The organism is Marinobacter sp. LQ44, assembly GCF_001447155.2.
Lineage (GTDB): Bacteria > Pseudomonadota > Gammaproteobacteria > Pseudomonadales > Oleiphilaceae > Marinobacter.
Map to the genome: position 1 here is coordinate 1,621,176 of NZ_CP014754.1, position 25,667 is coordinate 1,646,842.

A 25,667-nucleotide genomic window follows, 5' to 3' on the forward strand; every position below is an offset into this window, starting at 1 on the left:
GGAGTGCGGGCAGCAGGCATTCGGAGTTCCACACAGATGCATGACCTCCTTTATTTCTCACAGCAGCTCATTAACGGGCTGACGATCGGCAGCACCTATGCCCTGATAGCCATCGGCTATACGATGGTTTACGGCATCATCGGCATGATCAACTTCGCCCATGGTGAGATCTACATGATCGGTGCCTACACCGCGCTGATCGCCATCACTGGCCTCGCCACCCTGGGCATCGCCTGGTTACCACTGGTGCTGATCGTCGCGCTGATCTGCGCCATGATCGTATCCAGCTCCATGGGCTGGGCGGTGGAAAGGGTAGCCTACCGGCCAGTGCGCGGCCGGCACCGGCTGATTCCGCTGATCTCCGCCATCGGCATGTCCATCTTCCTGCAAAACTATGTTCACCTGGCGCAGGGCTCACGCAATGTTGGCTTCCCGGCGCTGATTGATGGCAGTTTCCGTTTTGGTACGGGCGAAGGCTTCCAGCTGTCGATTTCCTACATGCAGATCACCATCTTCATCACCACCCTGGTCTGCATGACCATCCTTTCGCTATTTATTGCCCGTTCGCGCATCGGCCGCGCCTGCCGGGCCGTATCCCAGGATCTGGGCATGGCCAACCTGCTGGGCATTGATACCAACCGCATCATCTCCGCCACCTTCGTGATCGGCGCCGCACTGGCGGCGGTGGCTGGCTTGCTGTTGGGCATGTACTACGGCTCGGTTGACCCGTTGTTCGGTTTTATCGCCGGCCTGAAAGCCTTTACTGCGGCGGTGCTCGGCGGCATCGGCAGCATTCCCGGCGCGATGCTCGGCGGGCTGATTCTGGGCGTTGCCGAAAGCATGACCTCCGGCTACCTCAGTGGTGAATACAAAGATGTGGTGTCGTTCAGCCTGCTGATCCTGATCCTGCTGTTCAAACCCACCGGACTGCTGGGCAAACCGGAGGTTGAGAAGATCTGATGGCAGCACACAACTTCAAACATGCCTTGTTCTGCGCGGTGGTCACCATGGTCATCGCCTTCCCCATCCTGGGCCTTAACCTGGTGGCCCGGGGCACCCGGGTCGGCCTTGAAGGCGCTGATGCCAGCACCATTATTTCGGTGTTCGTAGCCGCCGCCATTGTGTTTTTCTTCCAGCTGTATCGCGACACCATCATGGGAAATCTCGGCAAACTGCCGGCACTGAATCCACTGGCAGGTCGTGAACCCATGCCCCAGGCCAAGCGGGTAAAACTGGAGTCCTGGGCGCTGACCGGCATCATTGTGCTGGCCCTGTTCTGGCCGTTCTTCGTGTCCAGGGGCTCGGTGGATCTGGCGACGCTGGTGCTGATCTACGTCATGCTGGCGCTGGGCTTGAACGTGGTCGTTGGCCTGGCCGGGCTGCTCGATCTTGGCTACGTCGCTTTCTACGCCGTGGGTGCCTATACCTTTGCCCTGCTGTCCCAGTACATGGGCATTTCGTTCTGGATGGCCCTGCCCATCGGTGCCCTGCTCGCCGCCCTGTTCGGCCTGGTACTGGGTTTTCCCGTACTGCGATTGCGGGGCGATTACCTGGCCATCGTGACCCTTGGTTTCGGGGAAATTATCCGGATTCTGCTGAATAACTGGACCTCCATCACCGGCGGCCCAAATGGTATTGGTGGCATTCCCGAGCCCACTCTGTTCGGTATGGAATTCGGCCGGCGCGTTAAGGAAGAAGGCAATACCTCGTTCCACGAAACCTTTGGCATTGCCTACAGCGGCGAGCACAAAGTGATCTTCCTGTACCTGATAGCCCTGGTACTGGCGGTGATCACCGCTCTGGTGATTCGCCGCCTGATGCGCATGCCAGTGGGCCGCGCCTGGGAAGCCCTGCGGGAAGATGAAATTGCCGCCCGCTCACTGGGCCTGAGCCGCACCGCGGTGAAGCTTTCAGCGTTCACCATCGGCGCGTTCTTTGCCGGCTTTGCCGGCACCGTGTTTGCCTCCAAGCAGGGCTTTATCAGCCCGGAGTCGTTCGTGTTCCTCGAATCCGCCATCATTCTGGCCATTGTGGTGCTCGGCGGTATGGGCTCGCAGATCGGCGTCATACTCGCCGCCATTGCGGTCACCATACTGCCGGAACTGGCCCGTGAGTTTGCCGACTACCGTATGCTGGTGTTCGGTGCAGCCATGGTGTTGATGATGGTGTGGCGGCCACAGGGCCTGATGCCCATGCGTCGGATTCACATTGAACTGAAACGGCAGGAGTGACAGATATGCTGGATGTAAAAAATCTGTCCATGCGCTTCGGCGGCCTGCTGGCAGTCGATCAGGTCAGCCTGGATGTGCAGGAACACGAAATCGTTTCCATCATCGGGCCAAACGGTGCCGGCAAAACCACGGTGTTTAACTGCATCAGTGGGTTCTACAAACCCAGTGGTGGCAAGATCCTGTTCGAAGGCAAAGAGGTGCAAGGCAAGCCCGACTACAAAATCTCGCGGCTGGGCATGGTGCGGACCTTTCAGCACGTTCGCCTGTTCAACAAAATGACCGTGGTGGAAAACCTGCTGGTGGCCCAGCACCGGCACCTGAACACCAACCTGCTGTCCGGACTGATTAAAACCCCCAACTACCGATCACGGGAGCAGAAATCCCTGGACCGGGCAGCCTACTGGCTGGAGCGGGTGGGCCTGCTTGATCTTGCCAACCGGGATGCCGGCAATCTGGCCTACGGCCAGCAACGGCGCCTGGAGATTGCCCGCTGCATGGTGACCGAGCCCAAACTGCTGATGCTGGATGAACCGGCCGCCGGCCTGAACCCGGCAGAAACCAAAGACCTCAATCAACTGATTGTCAGCCTCAAAGAGGACTATAACGTCTCGGTACTGTTGATCGAGCACGATATGAGCCTGGTGATGGACATCTCCGATCGGATTACCGTGATCAACCAGGGCCGTCCCCTGGCTGCAGGCACACCGGGCGAAGTGCGCCAGAACGATGACGTTATCAAAGCTTATCTGGGCGAGGCCTGAGGAAACACCATGCTAGTACTGGAAAACGTGCACACCCACTACGGCAAGATCGAGGCCTTGCACGGGGTATCGGTTGAAGTGAACAAAGGCGAGATTGTCTCGCTGATCGGCGCCAACGGCGCGGGCAAAACCACTCTGTTGATGACCGTCTGCGGCAACCCCCAGGCCAGCGCCGGGCGGGTGATCCTGGAAGGCCGGGATATTACCAATGAAGCCACCTCCAATATCATGCGCTCCGGTATCGCTATCGTGCCTGAGGGCCGGAGGGTCTTCTCCGGGCTGACCGTGGAAGAGAACCTGGCCATGGGTGGGTTCTTCAACACCAAGGCCGAGATCCGTAAAAGCCAGGATCACGTGTACGAGCTGTTCCCCCGCCTGAAGGAGCGGGAACACCAGCGGGCCGGCACTATGTCTGGCGGCGAGCAACAAATGCTCGCCATCGGCCGGGCACTGATGAGCAAACCCCGGATGATCATCCTGGATGAGCCGTCACTGGGCCTGGCGCCGATCATCATCAAACAGATATTCGAGATCATCGGCCACCTTCGGGAGGAAGGCATTACCGTGTTCCTGGTGGAACAGAACGCCCATCAGGCCCTGAACCTGGCCGACCGGGGTTATGTGCTGGAAACCGGGCGTATCCGCCTGCACGACACCGGCAAGAACCTGCTGGCCAATCCGGAAGTGCGGGAGGCGTACCTTGGGAGCGGCTAAATTCTCTTTCAATGGGCTGAAACAAAACATTTTTACTTGATTACATTACTTAGGTATGTAAAATCTGGTAGCTCTTTTATGAGGGATTTGAAATGAAAAAGGTCACTGCAGTAGTAGCTTCGTTGGCGCTTATCTCTGGTTGCAGCACTGTTATCAAAGGTAACAATCAAGCTGTGACGTTCCAAAGTGAGCCATCAGGGGCAGCCATTTTTATTGACGGCGAAAGAATCGGCAACACACCAATGACTGTTAGATTGCCCAAAAACAAAAAAGATACCGTAATGATATCTAAAGATGGATACCACAGCGTCAGCAGGGATCTAACAAAGCAGTATGACTCAGTAACCCTCTTAAACGTTTTCTGGGACCTGAGCACTACCGACATGATTACCGGCGCCGCTTTTGAATACGAGCCGAATGCATACTTTTTTGAGCTTCAATCTAAATAGCACTAAAAGAATATCAAGTTGCGTATAAAAGCATACCGATTATTCTTCATTCTGGCGTCCACAGTCATATTGTGCGGCGCCAGTCTCGAAAAGGCCCCCAACAGTCAATTCTATAAGTGGAAAACCTTTATTTATATAAACTTCCAAGCGATGAAAGCTGACCCAGAAAAATCCGATGAAAGCAGAGCGCTAAAAGACCTTCTTTGCATCAAGAAATTAGTAGGCTGCGAGAACTTTTCAGAAAAAATAATTAAAAGTCAAACACCCGGCGAATTGATAAAGGAGCTTAGTGGATTAACCTCAATAAACCATAATCGATAACTATGAAGATAATATTAATAGTCGTCTTTTGTTTTTTATCCCTCCCGTCCACGTTACTCGCAGCCAAATTAAACCTTGATACAATTACAGAGAGCCAGGCCCAAGAAATAGCGAGCTTACTTTATCTAGGTCCAAATCAAGACTCTAAACCCAATTCGTTCTATCTGTCCGAAACTGCCGTATTGGATATAGAGCTTCAAGCTCTGTTCGAGCAAAACAGCACAGATTCTAGGTGCAAATTTCCAGCAAGATACTATTGGCTGTCATTGCAAGAAAATCTTACGGGGAACTTCTCGGTAGAGCATTGCTTTAATAATACAATAGCCAATCCATTCGCAGAGTCAGGCGTTGCGGCTACTGTGATTTTTGCAGATGCCAGTAATCGCTCGCCAATGTCATATTTTGGCCATATTTTGCTTGGATTTAGCTTTAACAGGGGCGCTCCATACTTCGATCATGTAGTCACATTCACTGCTGATACCGGTGATAGCAAGTCCCCAATAGACACTATAACAAAGGGTGTTAATGGAGGCTTTGAGGGGCGATTTTCGGAACAGGTCTTTCATCCTATAATTGAACAATACACTAACATCGAAAATCGCTCACTTACTATTTTTGACCTTAACATTGAACATGAAAAGTCTATTCTTTTGTATCTACACACAAAAGAACTCCAAAAAACAACATACCCATACAAATTCTTTTCTTATAACTGCTCATCTGAAATCCTAAGAGCAATCCAAGCCGTTAAAATATTAGAAGACAACCAAGAGCACTTAAGAATTTACCCTATCGACATATTAAATCGGCTAGACAAAAAGGGCATTACCAACAAAAATAACGCTACAACAATGCTTGCACTCAGCAAAAAGGATCCTACACCAGAGAATAAAAAACTTTTCAGATCGGTCATAACTTCGAATACTCAACCCATTTTCACTACCCCAAGGAAGATCAGTACCGGTGTTCAGAAATTTGGTGGAAAATATTATTCAGGTATCGGATTTAAACTTGGGTACAAAGGAATCGACTCGCCATTCTCCACCACACTCAATGATAGAAATACATTCAACTTCTTAGATATTGAAGCTGTTGATATAAATGGGTCCCCAAAAATAAAAAAAATAAATATCATTGAGCTAGAGTCCTTAAATGCAAAATATATTTCCGAGAATACATCGATTGCCTGGTCTTACAAAACAGTCATAGATAGGCACTCAAATCAAGAAAATGAACTGTCAGATTCATCGTCAATCGGTGTTGGTATAGCTCATACAACCCCAAGAATTACTATCTCGTACTTGCCAGAAGTTGCGATTTCGATTCGAGAGAACTTTGCTACTCCCCGAATCAAAGCTGAAGCCTTTCTCTACTCTCAGCCTTTCTTCTTTGGCATAAAGCATAAAACTCGTAGTTTTATTAATTCAAAGCTAACTAAACAGACTGAAATCGTGGCAGCTATTCAACCCCTCAGTAACGTCCAGATCACCGCTCGACACGAGCTGGATTCCGACTCAAACTCTATACACTTAGAGTATTTTTTCTAAAAAAATCTTAGGTGCTCCTTCACAACCAAAATAATGTAACTACACTTGCTAGAAGGGTAGGCTGAGAACAGCCTTGCTCGAAAAGACCGCAAGGAGAGAAAAAATGAAAAGAATCGTTTTAGGAGCCCTGCTAATATCAGCGTCTTCGATGGTGTTCGCCCAACCTGGCTGTGGTGTTGGCGCTATGATTTGGAAAGGACAGTCTGGCGTAATTCCTCACGTGTTAGGGGCAACCACCAACGGCATGGCTTCCCAAACTGTGAGTATGACGTTCGGGATTGTGGGCTGTAACACGAACCAGAGCGTACAATCGATGGCAATGCTGATTGATTCTCGCGGTTCAGCCGTAGCTGCAGATATTTCAAAGGGCAGCGGAGAGAATCTGGAGGCAATGGCCGTTACTCTCGGTATCACACCCGATGAACGCCCAGCCTTCTATCATCTTTTACAATCTAATTTTGAAATAATTTTCCCCTCTCCAGAAGCAACAACAGGGCAAGCTGTTGACGCAATCGTAAGCCTCATGGAGCAGGATAAATCCCTACGGAAGTATGTAGTAGCTTGATAAATTAATAACTCAGACTGACTGGCGCCACGGATGGCGCCCTCCTGCACCCAATCGCAATCCGGACTCTGATCTCCCCTATGGGTAACATCTTGCGCCTCCGTCAGGCCGCTCTGTGGCTTGCATGCTCACTCTCGGCCCAGGCAGCCGTTGCCATCACACCTGATGAACTGCACCTTCACCCGGTATGGTTGACCCTTGGCCATTACCAGCCTGACCGATTTGGCGCCGGCTACACCAGCCAGGCGGACGACTCTGCGTTTTTTCTGAGCGAGAACGGCAAAACCTCACCCAGGGAAGAACTGGAAGCAACGCTTGCCGCTATTCAGGAGCCAGGTGAAGGCAACGATCACGCCCGATGCCGCTTTCCGGCCCGGGATGCCTGGCTTCGGGAACAGCTCGACCTGCCCGCTGATCCTGTCGTTTGCCCCGCTTATGACGAGTGGGCGGCCGAACTGAACACCGAGAAGGTCACACTGGTGTTCGCCGCCTCTTACCTGAACAGCCCATCGTCCATGTTCGGCCATACCTTCCTTCGACTGGACCCACCCCAGGAGGATGAAGAAGCCGACCTGCTGCTGGCCAATACCATTTCTTACGCAGCGGACGCCGCCGAGCACGACAGCGAGCTGCTGTTTGCCTACCGGGGTATTTTCGGCGGTTATCCCGGGATTACCTCCATCCGGCCCTATTACGAGATGATCCGGCTGTATAACGACATCGAACACCGGGACTTATGGGAATACACCCTGAACCTGACCCAGCCAGAAGTAGACACCCTGCTGGCCCACACCTGGGAAATTCAGGACAAAAACTTCGATTACTACTTCTTTGACGAGAACTGTGCCTACCGCTTGCTGGCACTGATTGATGCCGCGCGCCCGGGCACCAACCTGCTGGGTGAAGTGAGCACTCACGCAATCCCCTCCGACACGGTACGCTGGGTTCGGGATGCAGACCTTGTCGAGAGCATTCATTACCGGCCTTCGGCCGCCACAGCTGTTAGCCACAGCCTCGATACCCTGCCCCGTGACCATCAAACCCTGGCCGCAGCCATCGCCAATGGTTACGTGCAGGTGGATGGCCCTGAGATGCAACAGCTCTCGACACAGGAAAGAGCCTGGGTACTGGACGCCACCTACGATTACGTGCGCTACCAAAGCGAAGCCCGTGGCTGGCCAAGGGAATTTTCCGCCCCCCTGTCGCATCAGCTACTGATCTCACGCAGCCGGATAGACGATGCGCAGGAGATACCTCCAGTACCGGAGCCTGCGGTTCGTGACGACCAGGGCCACGACACTTTTCGGGTAAGCCTCGGTAGTGGCCAACTGGACCACGCCGAATTCACCCAGCTCACTCTGCGCCCCGCCTACCATGACGTACTGGACCCGCCAGAAGGTTATCGCTCCGGTGCCCAGCTACAGTTCCTGCGGCTGGACGCGCGGCTCTACCATGACAATGACGAACTGCAGGTGGAACAAATTGTGGGCGTGGAAATTCGTTCCCTTAGCCCTCGCAACCAGTTCTTCTCTCCCATTTCCTGGCAGGTAGGCTTCGGCGGGCGGCGCACAGACACCGGCACACAGCGAGTGCTCACGCCCTACCTGGAGGGCGGTGCCGGTGGGAGCTGGAGCCTGAATTACAACACCCAGGCCTTCGCCGTCGCCACCGCCGACCTGGAAATCGACGATGACATCCGCCGCGGCTACGACTTCGCCCCGGGCGCTGACCTGGGCCTGCTGCACCAGAACAACCGGTTCAGCCTTCTGGCCGGCGCCAAAACCAAGGCCTGGATCATCAGTAGCCAACACCGGCAAGACCAGCTGTACGTGAAAGGCAATCTGCATATCGGCCGGGAATTCAGCCTGTTTGCCGAATTCACCCGGGAAGACCACTTCAACAGGTACCAAAGCACATGGCAGGCTGGCATTCACGCGTATTTCTGATGAACTTCAGGCTGAGCAAACGTCCAACACAACTCATCCTGCTGGTCTTTATCGCCCTGCTGCAAACCGGCTGCAGCAGCGTGTTCTTCTACCCGGACAAGGTAACCTACATCACCCCGGACCGCCTGAATCTGGAGTATGAAGACATCTACCTGGATACCGCCGATGGCGAAACCCTCCACGGCTGGTGGCTGCCCGCCCTCACAGAAGAACCCGCCAAAGGCACGGTCTATTACCTGCACGGCAACGCCCAGAACGTCAGCGCCCACATCCTCAACGTCGCCTGGTTGCCGGAGCAAGGCTACAACGTATTTGCCATAGACTACCGGGGCTACGGCCAATCCACCGGCGCGCCAGACATAGAAGGCGCCCTGCACGACACCGAAACCGGCCTGCGCTGGCTCGCAGAACGCCACCCCGAAAACGACCATCCCCTGTTCCTCCTCGGCCAAAGCCTCGGCGGCGGCCTCGGCATCGCCCTGGCCAGTGAATGGGTACAGCGCAGCGAACAACCCCAGCTCAGCGGCGTGATCCTCGACGGCACCTTCTCCGGCTTCCGCCTGATCGCCCGTGAAAAACTCGGAGAATTCTGGCTAACCTGGCCGTTCCAAATCCCCCTGAGCTGGAGCATCACCGACGACTACGAAGGCGTGGACCGAATCGCCAACATCGCCCCGGTCCCCGTCAAAATCATCCACAGCGCCCGAGATGGCATTATCCCGTTCCACCACGGCATGCGACTGTATGAAGCCGCAGAACAGCCCAAAGACTTCCTGAGGACCGACACACCCCATGGCGCGACGTTTGTTCTTCCGGCGTATCGGGAGGCGGTACTGGAGTTCATGGACGGGGCTTTTTAGCCACGGACGACACGGACACTCACGGACGAAAAGACACGAGACTCCCCGAACAATGTTTAAGCAGGGGTTGGGAGAGCCTTTTCAAAAGTCTTGAGGGCCATGGATGGCCCGAACGAAGCGCACAGGGACGTGCTCGTAGCGTCTTTTGAAAAGGCTCTCCCAACCCCTGCAGGGCATCATAGTCCGAGGCCCAGAAACGAGAAAACCCGCCAAAAGGCGGGTTTTCTCAATACTGACTAACTGAAAATCAGTCAGCGAAGTCAGTCGGCTGCTCGCCTTCCTTAACTTCCTTCATGGACAGCTTAACGCGACCACGGTTGTCCACATCCAGCACCTTCACCAGAACTTCCTGACCTTCGCTCAGCTCGTCAGTCACGTTCTCGATACGGCGCTCAGAGATCTGGGAAATGTGCACCAGACCATCCTTGCCAGGCAGGATGTTAACGAAGGCACCGAAGTCCACAATGCGCTCAACGCGGCCCTTGTAGATAGCGCCCACTTCGATCTCGGCAGTGATTTCCTTCACCCGATTCACGGCAGCCTGTGCGGCCGCAGCGTTGTCGGCGTAGATCTTCACGTTGCCGTCGTCGTCCAGGTCAATAGACGCACCGGTCTCGTCACAGATAGAACGGATCACAGAACCGCCCTTACCGATAACGTCACGGATCTTGTCCGGATGGATCTTGATGGTGGTGATGCTCGGAGCGCGCTCAGAAAGCTCGGCACGGGGCTCGGCGATCACCTTGTTCATCTCGTCCAGGATGTGCAGACGCGCAGCGTTGGCCTGCTCCAGGGCGATTTCCATGATTTCGTCGGTAATACCCTGGATCTTGATGTCCATCTGCAGGGCAGTAACGCCGTCTTTGGTACCGGCAACCTTGAAATCCATGTCGCCCAGGTGGTCTTCGTCACCCAGGATGTCAGTCAGGACCGCGAACTTGTCGCCTTCCTTGACCAGACCCATGGCGATACCGGCCACCGGAGCCTTCAGAGGCACACCGGCGTCCATCAGAGCCAGGGAAGAACCACACACGGAAGCCATGGAACTGGAACCGTTGGATTCAGTGATCTCGGATACCGCACGGATGGCATACGGGAATTCTTCGATAGTCGGCATAACCGCGGCTACACCACGCTTGGCCAGGCGACCGTGACCGATTTCACGACGGCCCGGGGAGCCCATACGGCCCGCTTCACCTACGGAGTACGGAGGGAAGTTGTAGTGGAACAGGAACGGGTCCTTGCGCTCGCCTTCCAGGGCATCGATGATCTGCACGTCACGGGTGGTACCCAGGGTGGCGGTGACGATGGCCTGGGTCTCGCCACGGGTGAACAGGGCAGAACCGTGCACGGACGGCAGTACGCCAACTTCAACCTTGATCGGGCGAACGGTCTTGTTGTCACGGCCATCGATACGCGGCTTGCCTTCGATAACCTGCAGACGAACCACAGACTTCTCAACCTTGCCGAAATACTTCTTCACTTCCTCTTCGGACGGCTGGCCTTCTTCTTCACCGGCCAGTTTTTCAACGGCAGCGGATTTGATCTCGCCCAGACGCTCATAGCGAGCCATCTTGTCGCGGATTGCGTAGGCTTCTTCGATGGCACCGCCGAACTCGGCCTTGATGGCGTTCAGAAGTTCGGTGTTTTCAGCTTCAGGCTGCCATTCCCAGCGCGGCTTGCCGTTTTCAGCAGCAAATTCCTTGATCGCGGTGATGGCTGCCTGCATTTCCTGGTGGGCGTAGAGCACGCCGCCCAGCATCTGGTCTTCCGTCAGGCCCTTGGCCTCGGACTCAACCATCAGCACCGCTTCGTCGGTACCGGCCACAACCATGTCCAGCAGGGAGCTACCCAGCTCTTCGAAGGTCGGGTTCAGGAAGTAGCCTTTCTCGTTGGTGTAACCCACACGGGCAGCACCAATCGGGCCGTCGAACGGGATACCGGAGATGGCCAGGGCTGCAGATGCAGCAATCATGGCAGCGATATCCGGATCGTGGTTCTTGCTGGCAGACATAACCGTCAGCACAACCTGAACTTCGTTCATGTAGCCGTTCGGGAACAGCGGGCGAATCGGACGGTCGATCAGGCGGGAGGTCAGCGTCTCTTTCTCGGACGGACGACCTTCACGCTTGAAAAAGCCGCCCGGAATTTTACCGGCGGCGTAGGTTTTTTCCTGGTAGTTCACAGTCAGGGGGAAGAAGCCCTGGCCCGGCTTGGGCTCTTTGGCGCCAACAACGGTGCCCAGAACGGCAGTGTCGCCGGTGCTTACCAGTACCGCGCCGGTTGCCTGACGGGCAATACGACCGGTTTCCAGGGTGAAGGTTTCCCCACCCATTTCAAATGTCTTGATACGTGGTTGCAGTTCCACAATAAACTCCTGCTCTTTTCAACGGTTAATACCTGGCCGGGTGGCACTCACCCTTGCCAGGTTTTCTTTACCACCGCAGCAGTCTGATCTGTGAACCGAAAGGCAACCCGTCTGAAAGCTAACAGGCTGTTGCAAAACCCCGGTGTGGCGAGCGGCCAACTGTGTGCGGCTCCCGGGCTTTTCAACAACCTGCTATCAATATCGGCTTTCCATTAGACAGAGAAAATCCTTCGGTTTCACTGACAAATCAACTGCAGCATAAACACCGTCTGGCATCCCCTGAGCGGGCACACACAGACAGTGGGAGAGAAGCGCGGCTGAACCCGGGCAACCCCGGGCCAGCCTTCAGGTCGCTAAACCGGATTAGCGACGCAGACCCAAGCGCTGGATGAGCTCCAGGTAACGGTCAGCGTTTTTACGCTTGAGGTAGTCCAGCAGCTTACGACGCTGGTTTACCATCCGGATCAGGCCGCGGCGGGAATGGTGATCCTGCTTGTTGGCCTTGAAGTGATCCTGCAGCTTGTTGATGTTGGCGCTCAGCAGTGCAACCTGAACTTCAGGAGAACCGGTATCGCCTTCAACTTGCTGAAAATCCTTAACGATCTGAGCTTTCTCATTGGCAGACAGTGCCATATTACACCTCATGGTTTGCGATGCTGATAAATCCGGCCGAACCGCGCATCTCTACAGCCCGGCTAATCAGCGGCGGTGTTACCCGCCACTGTTCTTTACCAGACGGCGCGGCACCAGTTTGGTGTCATCGCCCTCCGGCATAGCTTCTGCCAATCCCACGAAGTTACGATCGCCGTAGACACGCACGAAGCCTTCAAGGGACTGACCCGGTATTCTAACCGGTTGTCCGTTCAATATCGATACCAGTGCCGAGCCAGAAAGCCGGTACTCGGGAAACATCGTCAGCGCGCTTTCCGGCGTCAGCAGCAAGCCGTCCAGGCTCTCACCGCGCTCACGCATGGCTTCCAGGTCTTTGACATCGTGAGCATTTTCCAGCGTGTAGCCAGAGGCCAGGGTACGCCGAAGTGCACTGACATGGGCACCGCACCCCAGTACCGCACCGATATCTTCAACCAGTGAGCGTATATACGTACCCTTGGTACAGGTCACCGCCAGGTCAAGCTCCTGCTCGCGAACCGCCAACAGGGTCAACTCATAGATGGTGACAGGACGCGCCGGGCGCTCGATCTCAATGCCTTCGCGGGCATACTCGTACAGTGGCCGGCCCTGGTGCTTGAGCGCAGAGTACATGGACGGTACCTGCTGGATATCACCCCGGAACTGCTCCAGCACGGTTTCCACCTGCGCCTCAGTCAATGCAGGCACCGGTTTTTCTTCAACCACTGCGCCTTCGCTATCACCGGTTTCTGTCCGTATGCCCAACCGCGCGGTAGTGATATACGCCTTGTCACTGTCGAGCATGGTCTGGGAAAATTTGGTGGCTTCTCCAAAACACAGCGGCAAAACACCGGTGGCGAGCGGATCAAGCGCACCTGTGTGGCCCGCCTTAGCGGCGCCATACAGGCGCTTGACCTGCTGCAGAATCCCGTTGGAGGTGACACCCTGGGGCTTGTCGATCACCAGGATGCCATTTACGTCACGGCCTTTACGTCTTCGGCTCAAGCATCACGCTCCGGATTATCTGAAACCGGATCATCGTTATCATCGCGAGGAACAGCAGGCTGATCCCCAACGGCTTCTCGAATCAGACGGTCCATCTTGCGACTCTGGTTAAGCAGGCTGTCGAAGTGGAAACGCAGGTGGGGTACCACCCGCAGCTTCATCGCCCGCCCGACCTGACCTCGCAGGAATCCCGAGGACTTGTTGAGCACCGCCAGGGAATCCTGAACTTCCGGAGATTGCTCGGTAAGCTCTTCGGTCGACAACAGGGAAATGTAAATATCGGCATAGCCCAGATCACGGCTGACCTTGACGGCATTCACCGTGACCATGCCAACGCGAGGGTCTTTGACCTCGCGCTGGATGAGCTGGGCCAGTTCACGTTGCATCTGATCGCCGATACGATCTATGCGACTGTATTCCCGCGCCATCAGGCCCCCGTTGATTCGAGCTGACGCTCAACGCGAACGCGATCGAACACCTCGATCTGATCGCCCACTTTCACGTCGTAGCCTTTAACACCGATACCACACTCCATACCGTTGCGGACTTCCGGTACGTCATCCTTGAAGCGACGCAGGGATTCCAGCTCGCCCTCGAAGATAACCACGTTGTCACGCAGTACGCGGATCGGCTTGTTACGGTATACGGTACCCTCGGTCACCATACAGCCGGCCACCTGGCCAAACTTCGGTGAACGGAACACGTCCCGCACATCGGCGATACCCACGATGTCTTCCCGGAATTCGGGCTTGAGCATACCAGTCAGGGCGGACTTAACATCATCAATCAGGTTATAGATGATGCTGTAGTAACGCAGATCCAGACCTTCCTGCTCCACCAGGCGCTTGGAAGCGGTATCCGCACGCACGTTGAAACCGAAGATAACCGCGTTGGTGGCCATGGCCAGGCTCACGTCTGTCTCGGCAATACCGCCAACACCAGACGAAACAATCTTGACCTGAACTTCCTCGTTACCCAGGTCCTGCAGGGCCTTGGTGATGGCCTCCAGGGAACCACGAACGTCGGTCTTGAGAACAACGTTAAGGGTTTTGACTTCGTCTTTACCCATGTTCTCAAACATATTCTCCAGCTTGGCGGCCTGCTGGCGCTGCAGACGCTGCTCGCGCTCGCGGGTCTGGCGGAATTCGGCCAGTTCTTTGGCTTTCTTCTCATCAGCCACGGCGAAGAACTCATCGCCAGCATCCGGTGTGCCATTCAGGCCAAGAATTTCGACCGGAATGGACGGGCCAGCTTCCTTGACCTGCTTGCCGGCTTCGTCGGTCATCGCCCGAACCTTGCCGTAGAATGAGCCGGCCACGACCATGTCGCCCTGGCGCAGGGTGCCGTTCTGAACCAGAACGGTCGCAACAGAACCACGACCACGCTCCAGGCTGGACTCAACAACCACACCACGGGCGGAGGCATCCGGTGATGCTTCAAGTTCCAGAATCTCGGCCTGCAGCAGGACAGCTTCCAGCAGATCATCAATACCAAGACCGGTATGGGCCGACACAGGCACAAACTGCACGTCGCCGCCCCAGTCTTCCGGAATCACATCCAGAGCAGACAGTTCGTTTTTGATGCGGTCCGGGTCGGCCTCTTCCTTGTCCATCTTGTTGATGGCGACCACCAGGGGCACACCGGCAGAGCGTGCATGCTGAACCGCTTCCTTGGTTTGCGGCATAACACCGTCATCCGCAGCCACAACCAGGATAACGATATCCGTGCACTGGGCACCGCGCGCGCGCATGGCGGTAAACGCTGCGTGGCCCGGGGTGTCCAGGAACGACACCATGCCGTGATCGGTTTCTACGTGGTAGGCGCCGATGTGCTGGGTAATACCACCGGACTCACCCGCGGCCACCTTGGTGCGCCGAATGTAGTCCAGCAGGGATGTCTTACCGTGGTCAACGTGACCCATCACGCTCACAACCGGGGCGCGCTTGATCTTTTCCTTGCCTTCATGCTGCACGGTAATCTCGCTCAGCACTTCTTCTTCAAAGGCATCTTCACTGACCGCTTTGGGCTTGTGGCCCAGCTCTTCGGTTACCAGAACGGCGGTTTCCTGATCCAGTGCCTGGTTGATGGTGGCCATAACGCCCATTCCCATCAGGGTTTTAATGACATCAGCGGCTTTGACAGCCATGCGCTGGGCAAGATCACCGACGGTGATGGTTTCCGGAATCTGTACTTCTCTAACCATTGGCTTTGTGGGCCTCTCGAAAGCATGACGCTTTTCTTTCGGTTTCTTTTTAGCCCGCAGCTGCTTGCGAGGAACGGCTTCTTCCTCGTCTTCAGAAATCACCAGAGGTTCTTCAACCGGACGGCTGCGAGGGCCGCGATGGCCAGCCTGCTTCTTCTTCGGCTTGCCTTCTTCGATATCGTCGCCGCGCTCGCGTACCTTTTCTTTCTTTTTCTTTGGCTTGCGATCCCGACCTTCGTCTTCAGGCGGAGGCATGGGAATGTCCTCCGGCGCTGTTTCCAGTTCGGGTTCGGACTTTTCTTCCTGAACAGGCTCAGCCGCTGCCGGCTCTGATGGAGCGGCGGTTTCTGCCGGCTGTTCTTGCGGCTGCTCTGCAGCCACTTTCGGTGCTTCATCGACCACCGGGGATTCAGCCACAGGCTGTTCCGCTACCTCTTCCGGCTTCGGTGCTTCAACCTCTGGTTCCGGCTGCAGTTCCGCACGCTTGATATAGGTGCGGCGCTTGCGCACTTCCACGTTCACGGTTTTTGCCTTACCGGCCTTCAGCGTGGTGGTGGTTTTACGCTTCAGGGTGATCTTGTTCGGCTCTGCCTGAGCTTCACCGTGGGTCTTTCTCAGATAGGTCAGCAACTGCTGCTTCTCATCACTGGTGACAGCGTCGTTCTCACTACGGGCTTTCAGGCCCGCTTCCACGATCTGCTTCAGCAAACGATCCACGGGAGCGCCTACATCTGCGGCCAGTTGTTTTACCGTTACATCAGCCATACTGGTCCTCCTCTCCCGAATCAGGCCTGGTCTTCAAACCAGGGGGCACGCGCGGTCATGATCAGCTGACCAGCACGCTCTTCATCCATACCTTCAATTTCAAGCAGTTCGTCAATTGACTGCTCAGCCAGATCTTCCATCGTACGCACGCCCATACCGGCGAGTTTGAACGCCAGTGAACGGTCCATACCGTCCATGTTGAGAAGATCTTCTGCGGGCTCCGCGCCCTCCAGGGCCTCTTCACTCGCCAACGCCTGGTTCAACAGGACGTCTTTGGCACGACGGCGCAGCTCTGTGACGGTTTCTTCGTCAAAGCCATCGATAGCCAGCATTTCTTCCATCGGCACGTACGCCACTTCCTCAATCGAGGTAAAGCCTTCGTCGATCAGGACACCGGCAAATTCCTCGTCAACGTCCAGGTGCGCGGTAAAGTGCTCAACCAGGCGAGAGTATTCCTGCTCCTGGCGCTCGCCGGCTTCTTCCTCGGTCATTACGTTCAAAGTCCAGCCGGTCAGCTCGGTGGCCAGACGAACGTTCTGGCCGTTACGGCCGATGGCCTGGGCCAGATTGTCTTCGGCGACGGCAACATCCATGGTGTGGCGGTCTTCATCCATCACGATGGAGGCCACCTCGGCCGGCGCCATGGCGTTGATGACCAACTGGGCCGGGTTGTCGTCCCACAGCACAATATCAACTCGCTCGCCGCCCAGCTCGTTGGACACGGCCTGGACCCGGGAGCCCCGCATGCCCACGCAGGCACCCACCGGATCAATACGGCGGTCGTTGGTCTTCACGGCAATCTTGGCGCGGGAGCCGGGATCACGGGCTGCACCACGGATCTCAATCAGGTCCTCAGCAATCTCCGGCACTTCAATGCGGAACAGCTCAATCAGCATCTGCGCGTCGGTACGGCTCAGGATCAGCTGCGGGCCGCGATGATCGGTGCGGATCTCCAGCAACAGGGAACGCACGCGGTCGCCCATGCGGAAGGTTTCCCGGGGAATCAGATGCTCACGGGGCAGAAGTGCCTCAGCGTTGCCACCCAGATCCACAATCACGTTGTCCCGTGTCACCTTCTTGACCGTTCCGGAAACCAGCTCGCCAACGCGGTCGCGGTAGCTGTCGACGATCTTCATGCGCTCGGCTTCGCGAACCTTCTGGAAAATAATCTGCTTGGCAGCCTGGGCGCCGATACGGCCAAAGGCGACTGATTCCACTTTCTCTTCGTGGATGTCGCCCGGCTTCAGGTCTGGACTGATTTCTTCGGCTTCCTGCAAGGTCAGTTCTGTACCCAGCGCTGGAACGGCGTCGTTGTCCACTACCAACCAGCGGCGGAAGGTCTCGTACTCTCCGGTGCGGCGGTCAATGGCAACCCGGATGTCCGCTTCTTCGTCTTCATAACGCTTCTTGGCAGCGGTCGCGAGCGCCAGCTCGATCGCCTCGAAAATCACGTCTTTCTCGACACCTTTCTCGTTCGAGACGGATTCTACTACCAGCAAGATCTCTTTACTCATTGGATTGCCCTGCCCTCAATATAATCGATGCATCCACAGTCTTGTTCGAATGGGTCATTCAAAAACCGGTACGATGTTGGCCTTTTCAATACTGTCAAAAGGCAACAGGTATTCGTGGTCATCAACAACCACGATGACTTCATCGCCCTCTATACCTTTGATCAGGCCTGTAAATTTGCGCCGGCCTTCAAACGCCATGCGCAGCTTGATCTGAACCTGATGGCCAACGAATTCCTGATACTGCTCGAGACGAAACAGCGGTCGGTCCATACCCGGCGACGACACCTCCAGGGTGTATTCACTCTGGATGGGGTCTTCCACATCCATCACGCCGCTTATCTGACGGCTGACTTTCTCGCAGTCTTCAATACTGATGCCATTTTCCGCATCATCAATAAACACCCGAAGCATGGACTGATAGCCCCGGGAACGGTATTCGATACCCCAGAATTCATACCCGAGCCCTTCCACTACCGGGCGCAGAATGTCTTCCAGTTGTTTAAGCTTGGCTGACAAGTGTCGCCGCCTCCGTATTCAGATTTTCGGACTACAAAAACAAAAAAAGGGCTGTTGATCAGCCCTTTTTATGCACCAGGGCCCTTTGCGCCAGGCCCCTTAATCAAAAAGCCCCTATGAATGGGGCCTTTTGTTGCAAGAATTCGCAGAAAGCTAACCCAACTCTGCCCTCTGCCGACAGACACCTGGCCTGCCTGGACACTACAACGCCGTTGCAAGGTCCAATATCCGCCGGAGTATAGAGACGCCGCGCAGACTGGTCAAGGACTGACCAAAAAAAACGGCCTGGAACTTCCAAGCCGTCTTACTCAAATATGGTGCCCGGGGCCGGACTCGAACCGGCACAGCTTTCGCTACCACCCCCTCAAGATGGCGTGTCTACCAGTTTCACCACCCGGGCAACATTCTTTACTCGAGGTCAGGGAGCTGAGACTCCCCACCCTCGGTTTCGCGACCTGCAGATTCTTCGATACCAGGCGCAGCTTCAGCCGGCGCCTGACGGGATTCCTGAACTGTCGGAATACCGGCCTCACCTGCCACTTCAGCACGCTGCTTGGCGAAGATTGCCAGCGAAAAACTTGTCACAAAAAACACAACCGCCATAAACGTGGTCAGACGGGTCAGAAAGCTACCACTGCCCTGACTACCGAACACGGTCTGGGACGCACCGCCACCGAAAGCAGCACCGGCATCTGCACCCTTACCCTGCTGGATAAGGACCAGACCCACCAGAGCCACGGCGATCACGACGTGAACAACGACTACCAGTGTTTCCATCCAATCCATACAGACTCTCGTAAACGTTTTGGCTTACGCACCCACCGGAAACGCGCGGCAGATACTTACAAAATCTTCAGCCTTAAGGGAAGCACCACCTATAAGACCGCCATCAATATCGGGCTCTGCAAACAGAGCGGCCGCATTATCCGCTTTTACACTGCCGCCGTAAAGTACTGAAATCGTCTCAGACGGCGCACCCATCTCTGCAAGCACCCGGCGAATGTCCGCGTGCATGGCCTGGGCATCTTCTGCGGTCGCCGTCTTTCCGGTACCTATTGCCCATACCGGCTCGTAGGCAACCACAATTTTCGACCACTGCTCACCAGCCACCGACGCCAGGCCTTGCTGAACCTGGCTGGCCACTACCCGCTCAGCCGAACCGGCTTCGCGTTCTTCCAGAGTCTCACCGACGCAAAGTACTGCCGTCAGCCCGGACGCCAGAACACGCTCGATCTTCCTGACAACCACTTCGTCGGACTCACCAAACAACTGGCGACGCTCGGAATGACCAACGAGGGCGTACTGACACCCCAGATCTTTCGCCATATCAGAGGAGACTTCACCCGTGTAGGCACCCGACTGCCACTGACTGACGTTCTGCACGCCAGCAACCAATTCAGAGCCACAAAGCGCAACCACAGAGTCAACATAAAGGGCAGGAGGTATGATAACCACCTCTGCCCTGGCATCAAGACTGGCAACCTGCTCGCGGACCTGACCGACCAGCTGCTGCACCAGGTCTTTCGACCCGTTCATCTTCCAGTTTCCAGCTACGATCTTGCGACGCATACCAAATCTCAATCGTCCCGACCTGAGGGAGGGCGAACTATACAGCAGACATTTGTCTCGCACAACCCGCCCTATTCCACAAAATCAGGGTGTTGAACGCTCCACGACAAGGGCCAGCTGCTCGGCAACCCGGGCAATGTCATCGGCATTCTGACCTTCTGCCATCACCCGAATCAGGGGCTCCGTTCCCGACGCCCGCAACAGGATTCTGCCGGCCTCACCCAGATCCGCCTCTGCCCTGCGCATCGCCTCAACGATGTCTGACCGGCTGAGCGGATCAAATCGCTGGGCCACCCGCACATTCACCATCGTCTGGGGCAACTTGGCCATACCCTGACGCAGCTCTCCCAGGGGCTTGCCAGACCGGCGAACCGCCAACAGCACCTGCAACGCAGAGACAATACCGTCGCCGGTACTGGTACAGTCACGAATCACCATATGGCCGGAGCCTTCTCCGCCAATAATCCAGTTATTGGCCAGCAGCCGCTCCATCACATAACGGTCACCCACATTGGCACGCTCGAATTCGATGCCAATCTCACGCAGCGCCAGTTCAACCCCCAGATTGGTCATCAGGGTTCCAACCACGCCACCGTTCAACTTACCTTCGGCATGGCGCTGGGAGGCCAGTATAAACAGCAATTCATCACCATCCACCTCTGAGCCGTCGCGGTCCACCATCAGCACGCGGTCGCCATCGCCATCGAAAGCAATACCCAGGTCAGCCCGCTTCTCAGAGACTGCCTGTTTCAGGGCATCCAAGTGGGTGGACCCCACGTTGAGATTGATATTTAGCCCGTCCGGTTCTGCGCCAATCACCGAAACCCTGGCTCCGAGCTCTTTGAACACCTTGGGGGCAACGTGGTAGGTGGCGCCATGGGCACAGTCGAGTACGATATGCAGTCCATCGAGGGTAAACTCATTGGGCACAGTACTCTTGCAGAACTCCACGTACCGGCCCGGAGCATCGTCGACACGGCTCGCCTTGCCCAGCTCATTGGGTTCGCACACCTGAATCGGCTGCTCGAGCCAGCGCTCGATCTCAGCCTCCAGGGTGTCATCGAGCTTGGTGCCGTTAGCCGAGAAGAACTTGATGCCGTTGTCGTGGTGCGGGTTATGAGAGGCGCTAATCACAATGCCTGCGGATGCCCGAAACGTTCGGGTCAGGTAGGCAATGGCCGGCGTCGGCATCGGGCCAAGCAACTTCACATCCACACCCGCAGCGGACAAACCCGCCTCAAGTGCGGATTCAAACATGTAACCTGACAAGCGGGTATCCTTTCCAATCAGCACGCTGTTTCGCTGGCCCTGCCTCTTGAATGCCTGGCCTGCTGCCCACCCAAGGTGCAACATAAACTCCGGGGTAATCGGACTTTCGCCCACTCTCCCTCGGATTCCGTCGGTTCCAAAATACTTGCGCTGGGACATCAGATTGCCTCCTTAACTGCCGTCACGACCTTGACGGCGTCCACCGTCTCCCGCACATCATGCACCCTGAGGATGCTTGCGCCTTTCATGGCGGATATTGTCGCGGCAGCGAGGCTTGCCGGCAACCTTTCGTTGACGTCTCGGCCAGTAATTGCTCCGAGCATGGATTTCCGGGACACCCCGATCAACAACGGATGGCCCAGCAAATGCAACTGTTCCAGAGTCGCCAACAACTGGATGTTGTGGTCCACGGTTTTCCCGAAGCCAAATCCCGGGTCCAGGATGATGTTTTCCGGCCGCACGCCGGCCTTTTCGACCACTCGCATCCGTTCGGTCAGAAACGAACTGACGTCGCGCCGAACGTTATGGTATCGGGGGTTATTCTGCATGGTGTCCGGCTCACCCTGGATGTGCATAATGCAGACGGGCACGCCGGCTTTGGCCGCCACTTCCGGTGCACCCTCTCGCTGGAGCGCCCGCACATCGTTGATCAAACCGGCGCCGAGCCCGACCACTTCCTCCATCACGGCGGGGTTGCTGGTATCCACTGAAATCACGGTATCCAGCTCACGGGCAATGGCCTCTACCACGGGGCAAACCCGGTCCAGCTCTTCCTGGGTCGATACCGGCTCCGCTCCCGGCCGGGTCGATTCACCACCAACATCGATAAAGGATGCGCCGTCTTCCACCATGGTCCGGGCACGAACAAGCGCGGCATCGGCGGTCGTGAACCGGCCGCCATCTGAAAAGGAGTCGGGCGTAACGTTGAGAATCCCCATTACCTGGCACCGGGACAGATCCACCAAACGGCCAGCAAAATTCATTTTCATAGCAGGTATTCCGAAATTTTCTGTTCAGGGATAACAAAAACAAACGCCGCCCGGAGGCCGGGCGGCGCTGTATTTGACTAGGTCTTGCGCGGGCGATCAGTGCTCGCCGGCAGGCCTGCCTACTCCGGGCTGACGCCCGTCATCCGATGGCCGGGGCTCCGGAGCCGGCTCTTCAGCTTTCACTCCGCCGGTGGGACCACTATCGCCCCAGTTTTTCGGGGGCCGCGGCTCTTTGCCTGCCATGATGTCATCGATCTGGTAGCGATCAATGGTCTCGTACTTCATCAGGGCCTCAGCCATCAGGTCCAGTTTGTCACGGTTCTCAATCAGGATCTGCTTGGCCGTGGCATAACACTCATCAATGATATTTCGAACTTCCTCATCAATCCGCTGGGCGGTCTCCGGAGAGTGATGGGAGTGCGATTGGCCAGCAGAACGACCCAGGAACGGCTCTTCGCTGTCGGTATCGTACTGCAGGGGACCCAACTTTTCCGACAACCCCCATTTGGTGACCATGTTGCGGGCCAGGCTGGTGGCACGCTCGATGTCGTTGGAGGCACCGGTCGTCACACCGTCAAAGCCAAGCGTCAGTTCTTCGGCAATTCGGCCACCGAACAGACTGCAGATTGAGCTGGTCAGGTAGCGCTTGGAGTGACTGTACTTATCCTCTTCCGGCAAGAACATGGTCACACCCAGGGCGCGCCCTCGGGGAATGATACTGACCTTGTAGACAGGATCATGTTCAGGCACGAGGCGACCAACAATGGCATGGCCAGACTCATGGTACGCGGTGTTCCACTTTTCTTTCTCGCTCATCACCATGGATTTGCGCTCGGCGCCCATCATGATCTTGTCTTTCGCCAGTTCCAGCTCTTCCATGGAAACCAGACGCTGGTTACGACGCGCCGCGAACAGGGCAGCCTCGTTTACCAGGTTAGCGAGGTCAGCACCGGAGAAGCCAGGCGTACCGCGAGCGATAACCGCCGGATCAATACCGTCGGCCAGGGGCACTTTCTTCATGTGCACCTTAAGAATCTGCTCTCGACCAAGAATGTCTGGCAGGCTCACCACCACCTGGCGGTCAAAGCGACCCGGACGCAGCAGCGCAGGGTCCAGAACGTCCGGACGGTTGGTAGCAGCGATCACGATGACGCCTTCGTTGCCTTCAAAGCCGTCCATCTCAACCAACAGCTGGTTCAGGGTCTGTTCACGCTCGTCATGGCCACCGCCCATGCCGGCGCCACGATGGCGACCGACCGCATCAATCTCATCGATAAAAATGATACAGGGGCTTTGCTTCTTGGCCTGCTCGAACATGTCACGAACACGGGAAGCACCCACGCCCACGAACATCTCTACAAAGTCAGAACCGGAGATGGAGAAAAACGGCACTTTCGCTTCACCGGCGATGGCTTTTGCCAGCAGCGTCTTACCAGTGCCCGGCGGGCCCACCATCAACACGCCTTTCGGAATGCGGCCACCCAGACGCTGGAATTTACTCGGGTCACGCAGGAAGTCGACCAGCTCTTTAACGTCTTCCTTCGCTTCATCAACACCGGCGACGTCGCCAAAGGTGGTTTTGATCTGGTCTTCACTGAGCAGACGCGCCTTGCTCTTGCCAAAGGACATGGGGCCTTTGCCGCCGCCACCGCCCTGCATCTGGCGCATGAAGAACACAAACAACGCGATAATGATCAGAATCGGGAACGCGGCCACCAGCAACTGCGTCCACAGGCTCTGGCGCTCAGGCTCCTTGCCGATCACTTCGACGTTATTGGCGAGCAGATCATCCATCAGCTTGTTGTCAGAGACCTGCGGGCGAATGGTCTGGAACTGGGACCCGTCACCACGGACACCCTGAACCTGGAGACCATCAATGGTCACCTGCCGGACCTGGCCCTGCTGGACCATCTCCACAAACTGGGAATAGTTGACTTGTTGGCCGGTGGTGGTGGGAGAGAAATTCTGAAACACCATCAACAGCACGGCGGCTATGATTAGCCAGAGAACCAGATTTTTTGCCATATCGTTCAAGGATCATCACCTGTGAATTGCGGGGCTGCAGCCATGTGGCCACCAACCCTTTTCCGACACCTTACACTAATTGTACGCCTGTCCACCAGAAACGGCCCATCCGTATCGACCACAAACCCGCTGACTGACCCGGCAAAAACACAGTCTGAGGGCTGTAACCAGCACCCCTGGAGATTTCGTGAAACATTTGACCCTGACCGCACAGGAAGGTTCCAGCCGACAACCGACAGGGCGCCAGGACCCGTCATCCCGCTGTGCACCGCGCCAGTGAGCGCGATTGTAGGTGATTACGACCATTTTTAGCGGGATTCTATCTGTTACAATTGCGAAATTATACGACGTCGCCAGCCGTTTCGCCGCTGACCTTTTGTTAATTGCACCGATAAAGAGATTACATCATGAGTCTTTCACCGGAACAACGCCGGGAATACCGGGCGATTGCCCACAATCTGAAGCCCGTCATTATTGTTGGCGATAAAGGCCTGTCTGAGGGCTTGCAGGATGAGCTTGAGCGCGCCCTGAATGATCATGAGCTGATCAAGATCAAGGTGGCCAGCACTGATCGCGAAGCGCGCCAGGAAGCCATTCAGGCGCTGTGCGAGAGCTCCGGGGCCGAGCTGGTGCAGACGATTGGTAAGATTGCGGTGATTTTGCGGCGGGCTAAGAAGCCTAATCCGAAGTTGTCTAATCTGCTTAGAAATAAATGATGATTAGCCACGGACACTCACGGACGCGCACGGACAAAAGATAACCTTCTCATTGTTATCGGCCGTTTAAGTCCGTGAGGTTCCTTGGTTGATATCATAGAAAGCCGCGCTGGGGAGTGCGGCTTTTTTGTTTTTGGTTAGGAGATCGGCTTGGTAAAAGGGGGTCAGTCCCCGTTCGGGGACAGACCCGTTGGACAGACCCGTAGAGCAGACCCTTTGATGCTAGATGTATTCTACTTCGGAGATTTCGTATTCTACGGTGCCGGAGGGGATGCGGATGGCGACTACGTCGCCTTCGTTCTTGCCTACCAGCGCACGGGCAATCGGTGAGGATACGGACAGCTTGCCGGCCTTGATGTCGGCTTCGTCTTCGCCGACGATCTGGTATTTAACCTCTTCGTCGGTATCCATGTTCACCAGGTGTACCGTGGTGCCGAAGATCACCTTACCCGTGTTCTCCATGGTGGTCACGTCGATGACCTGGGCGACCGACAACTTGCCTTCGATTTCCTGAATCCGGCCTTCGATGAAGCTTTGCTGCTCGCGAGCAGCGTGGTACTCGGCGTTTTCCTTGAGATCACCGTGCTCACGGGCGTCGGCGATTGCCTGAATCACCCGGGGACGATCTTCGGACTTCAGCTTTTTCAGCTCCTCGCGCAGGCGGGCTTCGCCCGCCTTGGTCATGGGTACTCTGTCAGCCATAG

23 protein-coding genes and 1 tRNA gene are annotated in these 25,667 nt (G+C 56.0%); 10 read left to right on the top strand and 14 right to left on the bottom strand.

The features are described from left to right. The first annotated feature begins 36 nt into the window (after positions 1-36). From livH to ASQ50_RS07665, 9 genes are all read left to right on the top strand, one after another. Positions 37-960 carry a high-affinity branched-chain amino acid ABC transporter permease LivH gene (livH, locus tag ASQ50_RS07620; protein WP_058092564.1) on the top strand — a complete coding sequence of 308 codons (924 nt, stop codon included), beginning with the start codon at positions 37-39 and terminating at the stop codon, positions 958-960. Continuing rightward, positions 960-2,231, top strand: coding sequence for a high-affinity branched-chain amino acid ABC transporter permease LivM (locus ASQ50_RS07625; RefSeq protein WP_058092563.1), 1,272 nt, complete (start codon positions 960-962; stop codon positions 2,229-2,231). Before livH ends, ASQ50_RS07625 begins: the two co-directional genes overlap by 1 nt. 5 nt (positions 2,232-2,236) lie before the next feature. Then, positions 2,237-2,992, top strand: coding sequence for a high-affinity branched-chain amino acid ABC transporter ATP-binding protein LivG (gene livG / locus ASQ50_RS07630; protein ID WP_058092562.1), 756 nt, complete (start codon positions 2,237-2,239; stop codon positions 2,990-2,992). Positions 2,993-3,001: 9 nt separating this feature from the next. Further along, positions 3,002-3,706, top strand: a complete 705-nt coding sequence (locus ASQ50_RS07635) for an ABC transporter ATP-binding protein (RefSeq protein ID WP_058092561.1) — start codon at positions 3,002-3,004, stop codon at positions 3,704-3,706. Between the two features lie 92 nt (positions 3,707-3,798). Continuing rightward, positions 3,799-4,155 carry a PEGA domain-containing protein gene (locus ASQ50_RS07640; protein WP_058092560.1) on the top strand — a complete coding sequence of 119 codons (357 nt, stop codon included), beginning with the start codon at positions 3,799-3,801 and terminating at the stop codon, positions 4,153-4,155. Between the two features lie 323 nt (positions 4,156-4,478). Further along, entirely contained in the window at positions 4,479-6,023 is a 1,545-nt protein-coding gene (locus ASQ50_RS07650; RefSeq protein ID WP_058092558.1) for a DUF4105 domain-containing protein, read from the top strand. A 103-nt stretch (positions 6,024-6,126) separates the two neighbouring features. Then, entirely contained in the window at positions 6,127-6,588 is a 462-nt protein-coding gene (locus ASQ50_RS07655) for a DUF3015 family protein (RefSeq protein WP_058092557.1), read from the top strand. An 80-nt stretch (positions 6,589-6,668) separates the two neighbouring features. Then, positions 6,669-8,534 carry a DUF4105 domain-containing protein gene (locus ASQ50_RS07660; protein WP_058092556.1) on the top strand — a complete coding sequence of 622 codons (1,866 nt, stop codon included), beginning with the start codon at positions 6,669-6,671 and terminating at the stop codon, positions 8,532-8,534. Next, complete coding sequence (locus ASQ50_RS07665; protein ID WP_082888454.1) at positions 8,504-9,394, top strand: alpha/beta hydrolase; 891 nt, start codon at positions 8,504-8,506, stop codon at positions 9,392-9,394. The genes ASQ50_RS07660 and ASQ50_RS07665 overlap by 31 nt, the downstream gene beginning before the upstream one ends. Positions 9,395-9,641: 247 nt before the next feature. Here the strand turns inward: ASQ50_RS07665 and pnp are convergent, their stop codons facing one another. The 13 genes from pnp to ftsH form a co-directional block, all read right to left on the bottom strand. After that, entirely contained in the window at positions 9,642-11,729 is a 2,088-nt protein-coding gene (pnp, locus tag ASQ50_RS07670) for a polyribonucleotide nucleotidyltransferase (RefSeq protein ID WP_412535738.1), read from the bottom strand. Positions 11,730-12,125: 396 nt separating this feature from the next. Further along, positions 12,126-12,395, bottom strand: a complete 270-nt coding sequence (rpsO, locus tag ASQ50_RS07675) for a 30S ribosomal protein S15 (RefSeq protein ID WP_058092554.1) — start codon at positions 12,393-12,395, stop codon at positions 12,126-12,128. Positions 12,396-12,473: 78 nt separating this feature from the next. Beyond that, positions 12,474-13,397, bottom strand: coding sequence for a tRNA pseudouridine(55) synthase TruB (gene truB, locus ASQ50_RS07680; RefSeq protein WP_058092553.1), 924 nt, complete (start codon positions 13,395-13,397; stop codon positions 12,474-12,476). Beyond that, positions 13,394-13,825, bottom strand: a complete 432-nt coding sequence (rbfA, locus tag ASQ50_RS07685) for a 30S ribosome-binding factor RbfA (RefSeq protein ID WP_058092552.1) — start codon at positions 13,823-13,825, stop codon at positions 13,394-13,396. Before rbfA ends, truB begins: the two co-directional genes overlap by 4 nt. Continuing rightward, positions 13,825-16,365 (bottom strand): translation initiation factor IF-2, encoded by a 2,541-nt coding sequence (gene infB, locus ASQ50_RS07690; protein WP_058092551.1) that lies wholly within the window; start codon positions 16,363-16,365, stop codon positions 13,825-13,827. Before infB ends, rbfA begins: the two co-directional genes overlap by 1 nt. Before the next feature lie 20 nt (positions 16,366-16,385). After that, on the bottom strand, positions 16,386-17,879 hold the full coding sequence (nusA, locus tag ASQ50_RS07695; protein WP_058092550.1) for a transcription termination factor NusA: 1,494 nt from the start codon (positions 17,877-17,879) through the stop codon (positions 16,386-16,388). A gap of 54 nt (positions 17,880-17,933) precedes the next feature. Continuing rightward, positions 17,934-18,395: a ribosome maturation factor RimP gene (rimP, locus tag ASQ50_RS07700; protein ID WP_058092549.1), complete on the bottom strand. Its 462-nt coding sequence runs from the start codon at positions 18,393-18,395 to the stop codon at positions 17,934-17,936. 315 nt (positions 18,396-18,710) lie between these two features. Beyond that, positions 18,711-18,795 (bottom strand) — tRNA-Leu (locus ASQ50_RS07705). An 8-nt stretch (positions 18,796-18,803) separates the two neighbouring features. After that, entirely contained in the window at positions 18,804-19,181 is a 378-nt protein-coding gene (gene secG, locus ASQ50_RS07710; protein ID WP_058092548.1) for a preprotein translocase subunit SecG, read from the bottom strand. A gap of 24 nt (positions 19,182-19,205) precedes the next feature. Beyond that, positions 19,206-19,964 (bottom strand): triose-phosphate isomerase, encoded by a 759-nt coding sequence (gene tpiA, locus ASQ50_RS07715; protein WP_076657184.1) that lies wholly within the window; start codon positions 19,962-19,964, stop codon positions 19,206-19,208. 84 nt (positions 19,965-20,048) lie between these two features. Beyond that, positions 20,049-21,392, bottom strand: a complete 1,344-nt coding sequence (glmM, locus tag ASQ50_RS07720) for a phosphoglucosamine mutase (protein WP_058092546.1) — start codon at positions 21,390-21,392, stop codon at positions 20,049-20,051. Further along, positions 21,392-22,222: a dihydropteroate synthase gene (folP, locus tag ASQ50_RS07725; protein WP_058092545.1), complete on the bottom strand. Its 831-nt coding sequence runs from the start codon at positions 22,220-22,222 to the stop codon at positions 21,392-21,394. Before folP ends, glmM begins: the two co-directional genes overlap by 1 nt. A 96-nt stretch (positions 22,223-22,318) precedes the next feature. Further along, complete coding sequence (gene ftsH, locus ASQ50_RS07730; protein WP_264754034.1) at positions 22,319-24,256, bottom strand: ATP-dependent zinc metalloprotease FtsH; 1,938 nt, start codon at positions 24,254-24,256, stop codon at positions 22,319-22,321. Positions 24,257-24,654: 398 nt separating this feature from the next. Here ftsH and yhbY point away from each other — a divergent pair, with 398 nt between their 5' ends. Next, positions 24,655-24,963 (top strand): ribosome assembly RNA-binding protein YhbY, encoded by a 309-nt coding sequence (gene yhbY, locus ASQ50_RS07735; RefSeq protein ID WP_058092544.1) that lies wholly within the window; start codon positions 24,655-24,657, stop codon positions 24,961-24,963. 222 nt (positions 24,964-25,185) lie between these two features. Here the strand turns inward: yhbY and greA are convergent, their stop codons facing one another. Continuing rightward, positions 25,186-25,665 (bottom strand): transcription elongation factor GreA, encoded by a 480-nt coding sequence (greA, locus tag ASQ50_RS07740; RefSeq protein ID WP_076657186.1) that lies wholly within the window; start codon positions 25,663-25,665, stop codon positions 25,186-25,188. Positions 25,666-25,667 lie beyond the last annotated feature (2 nt).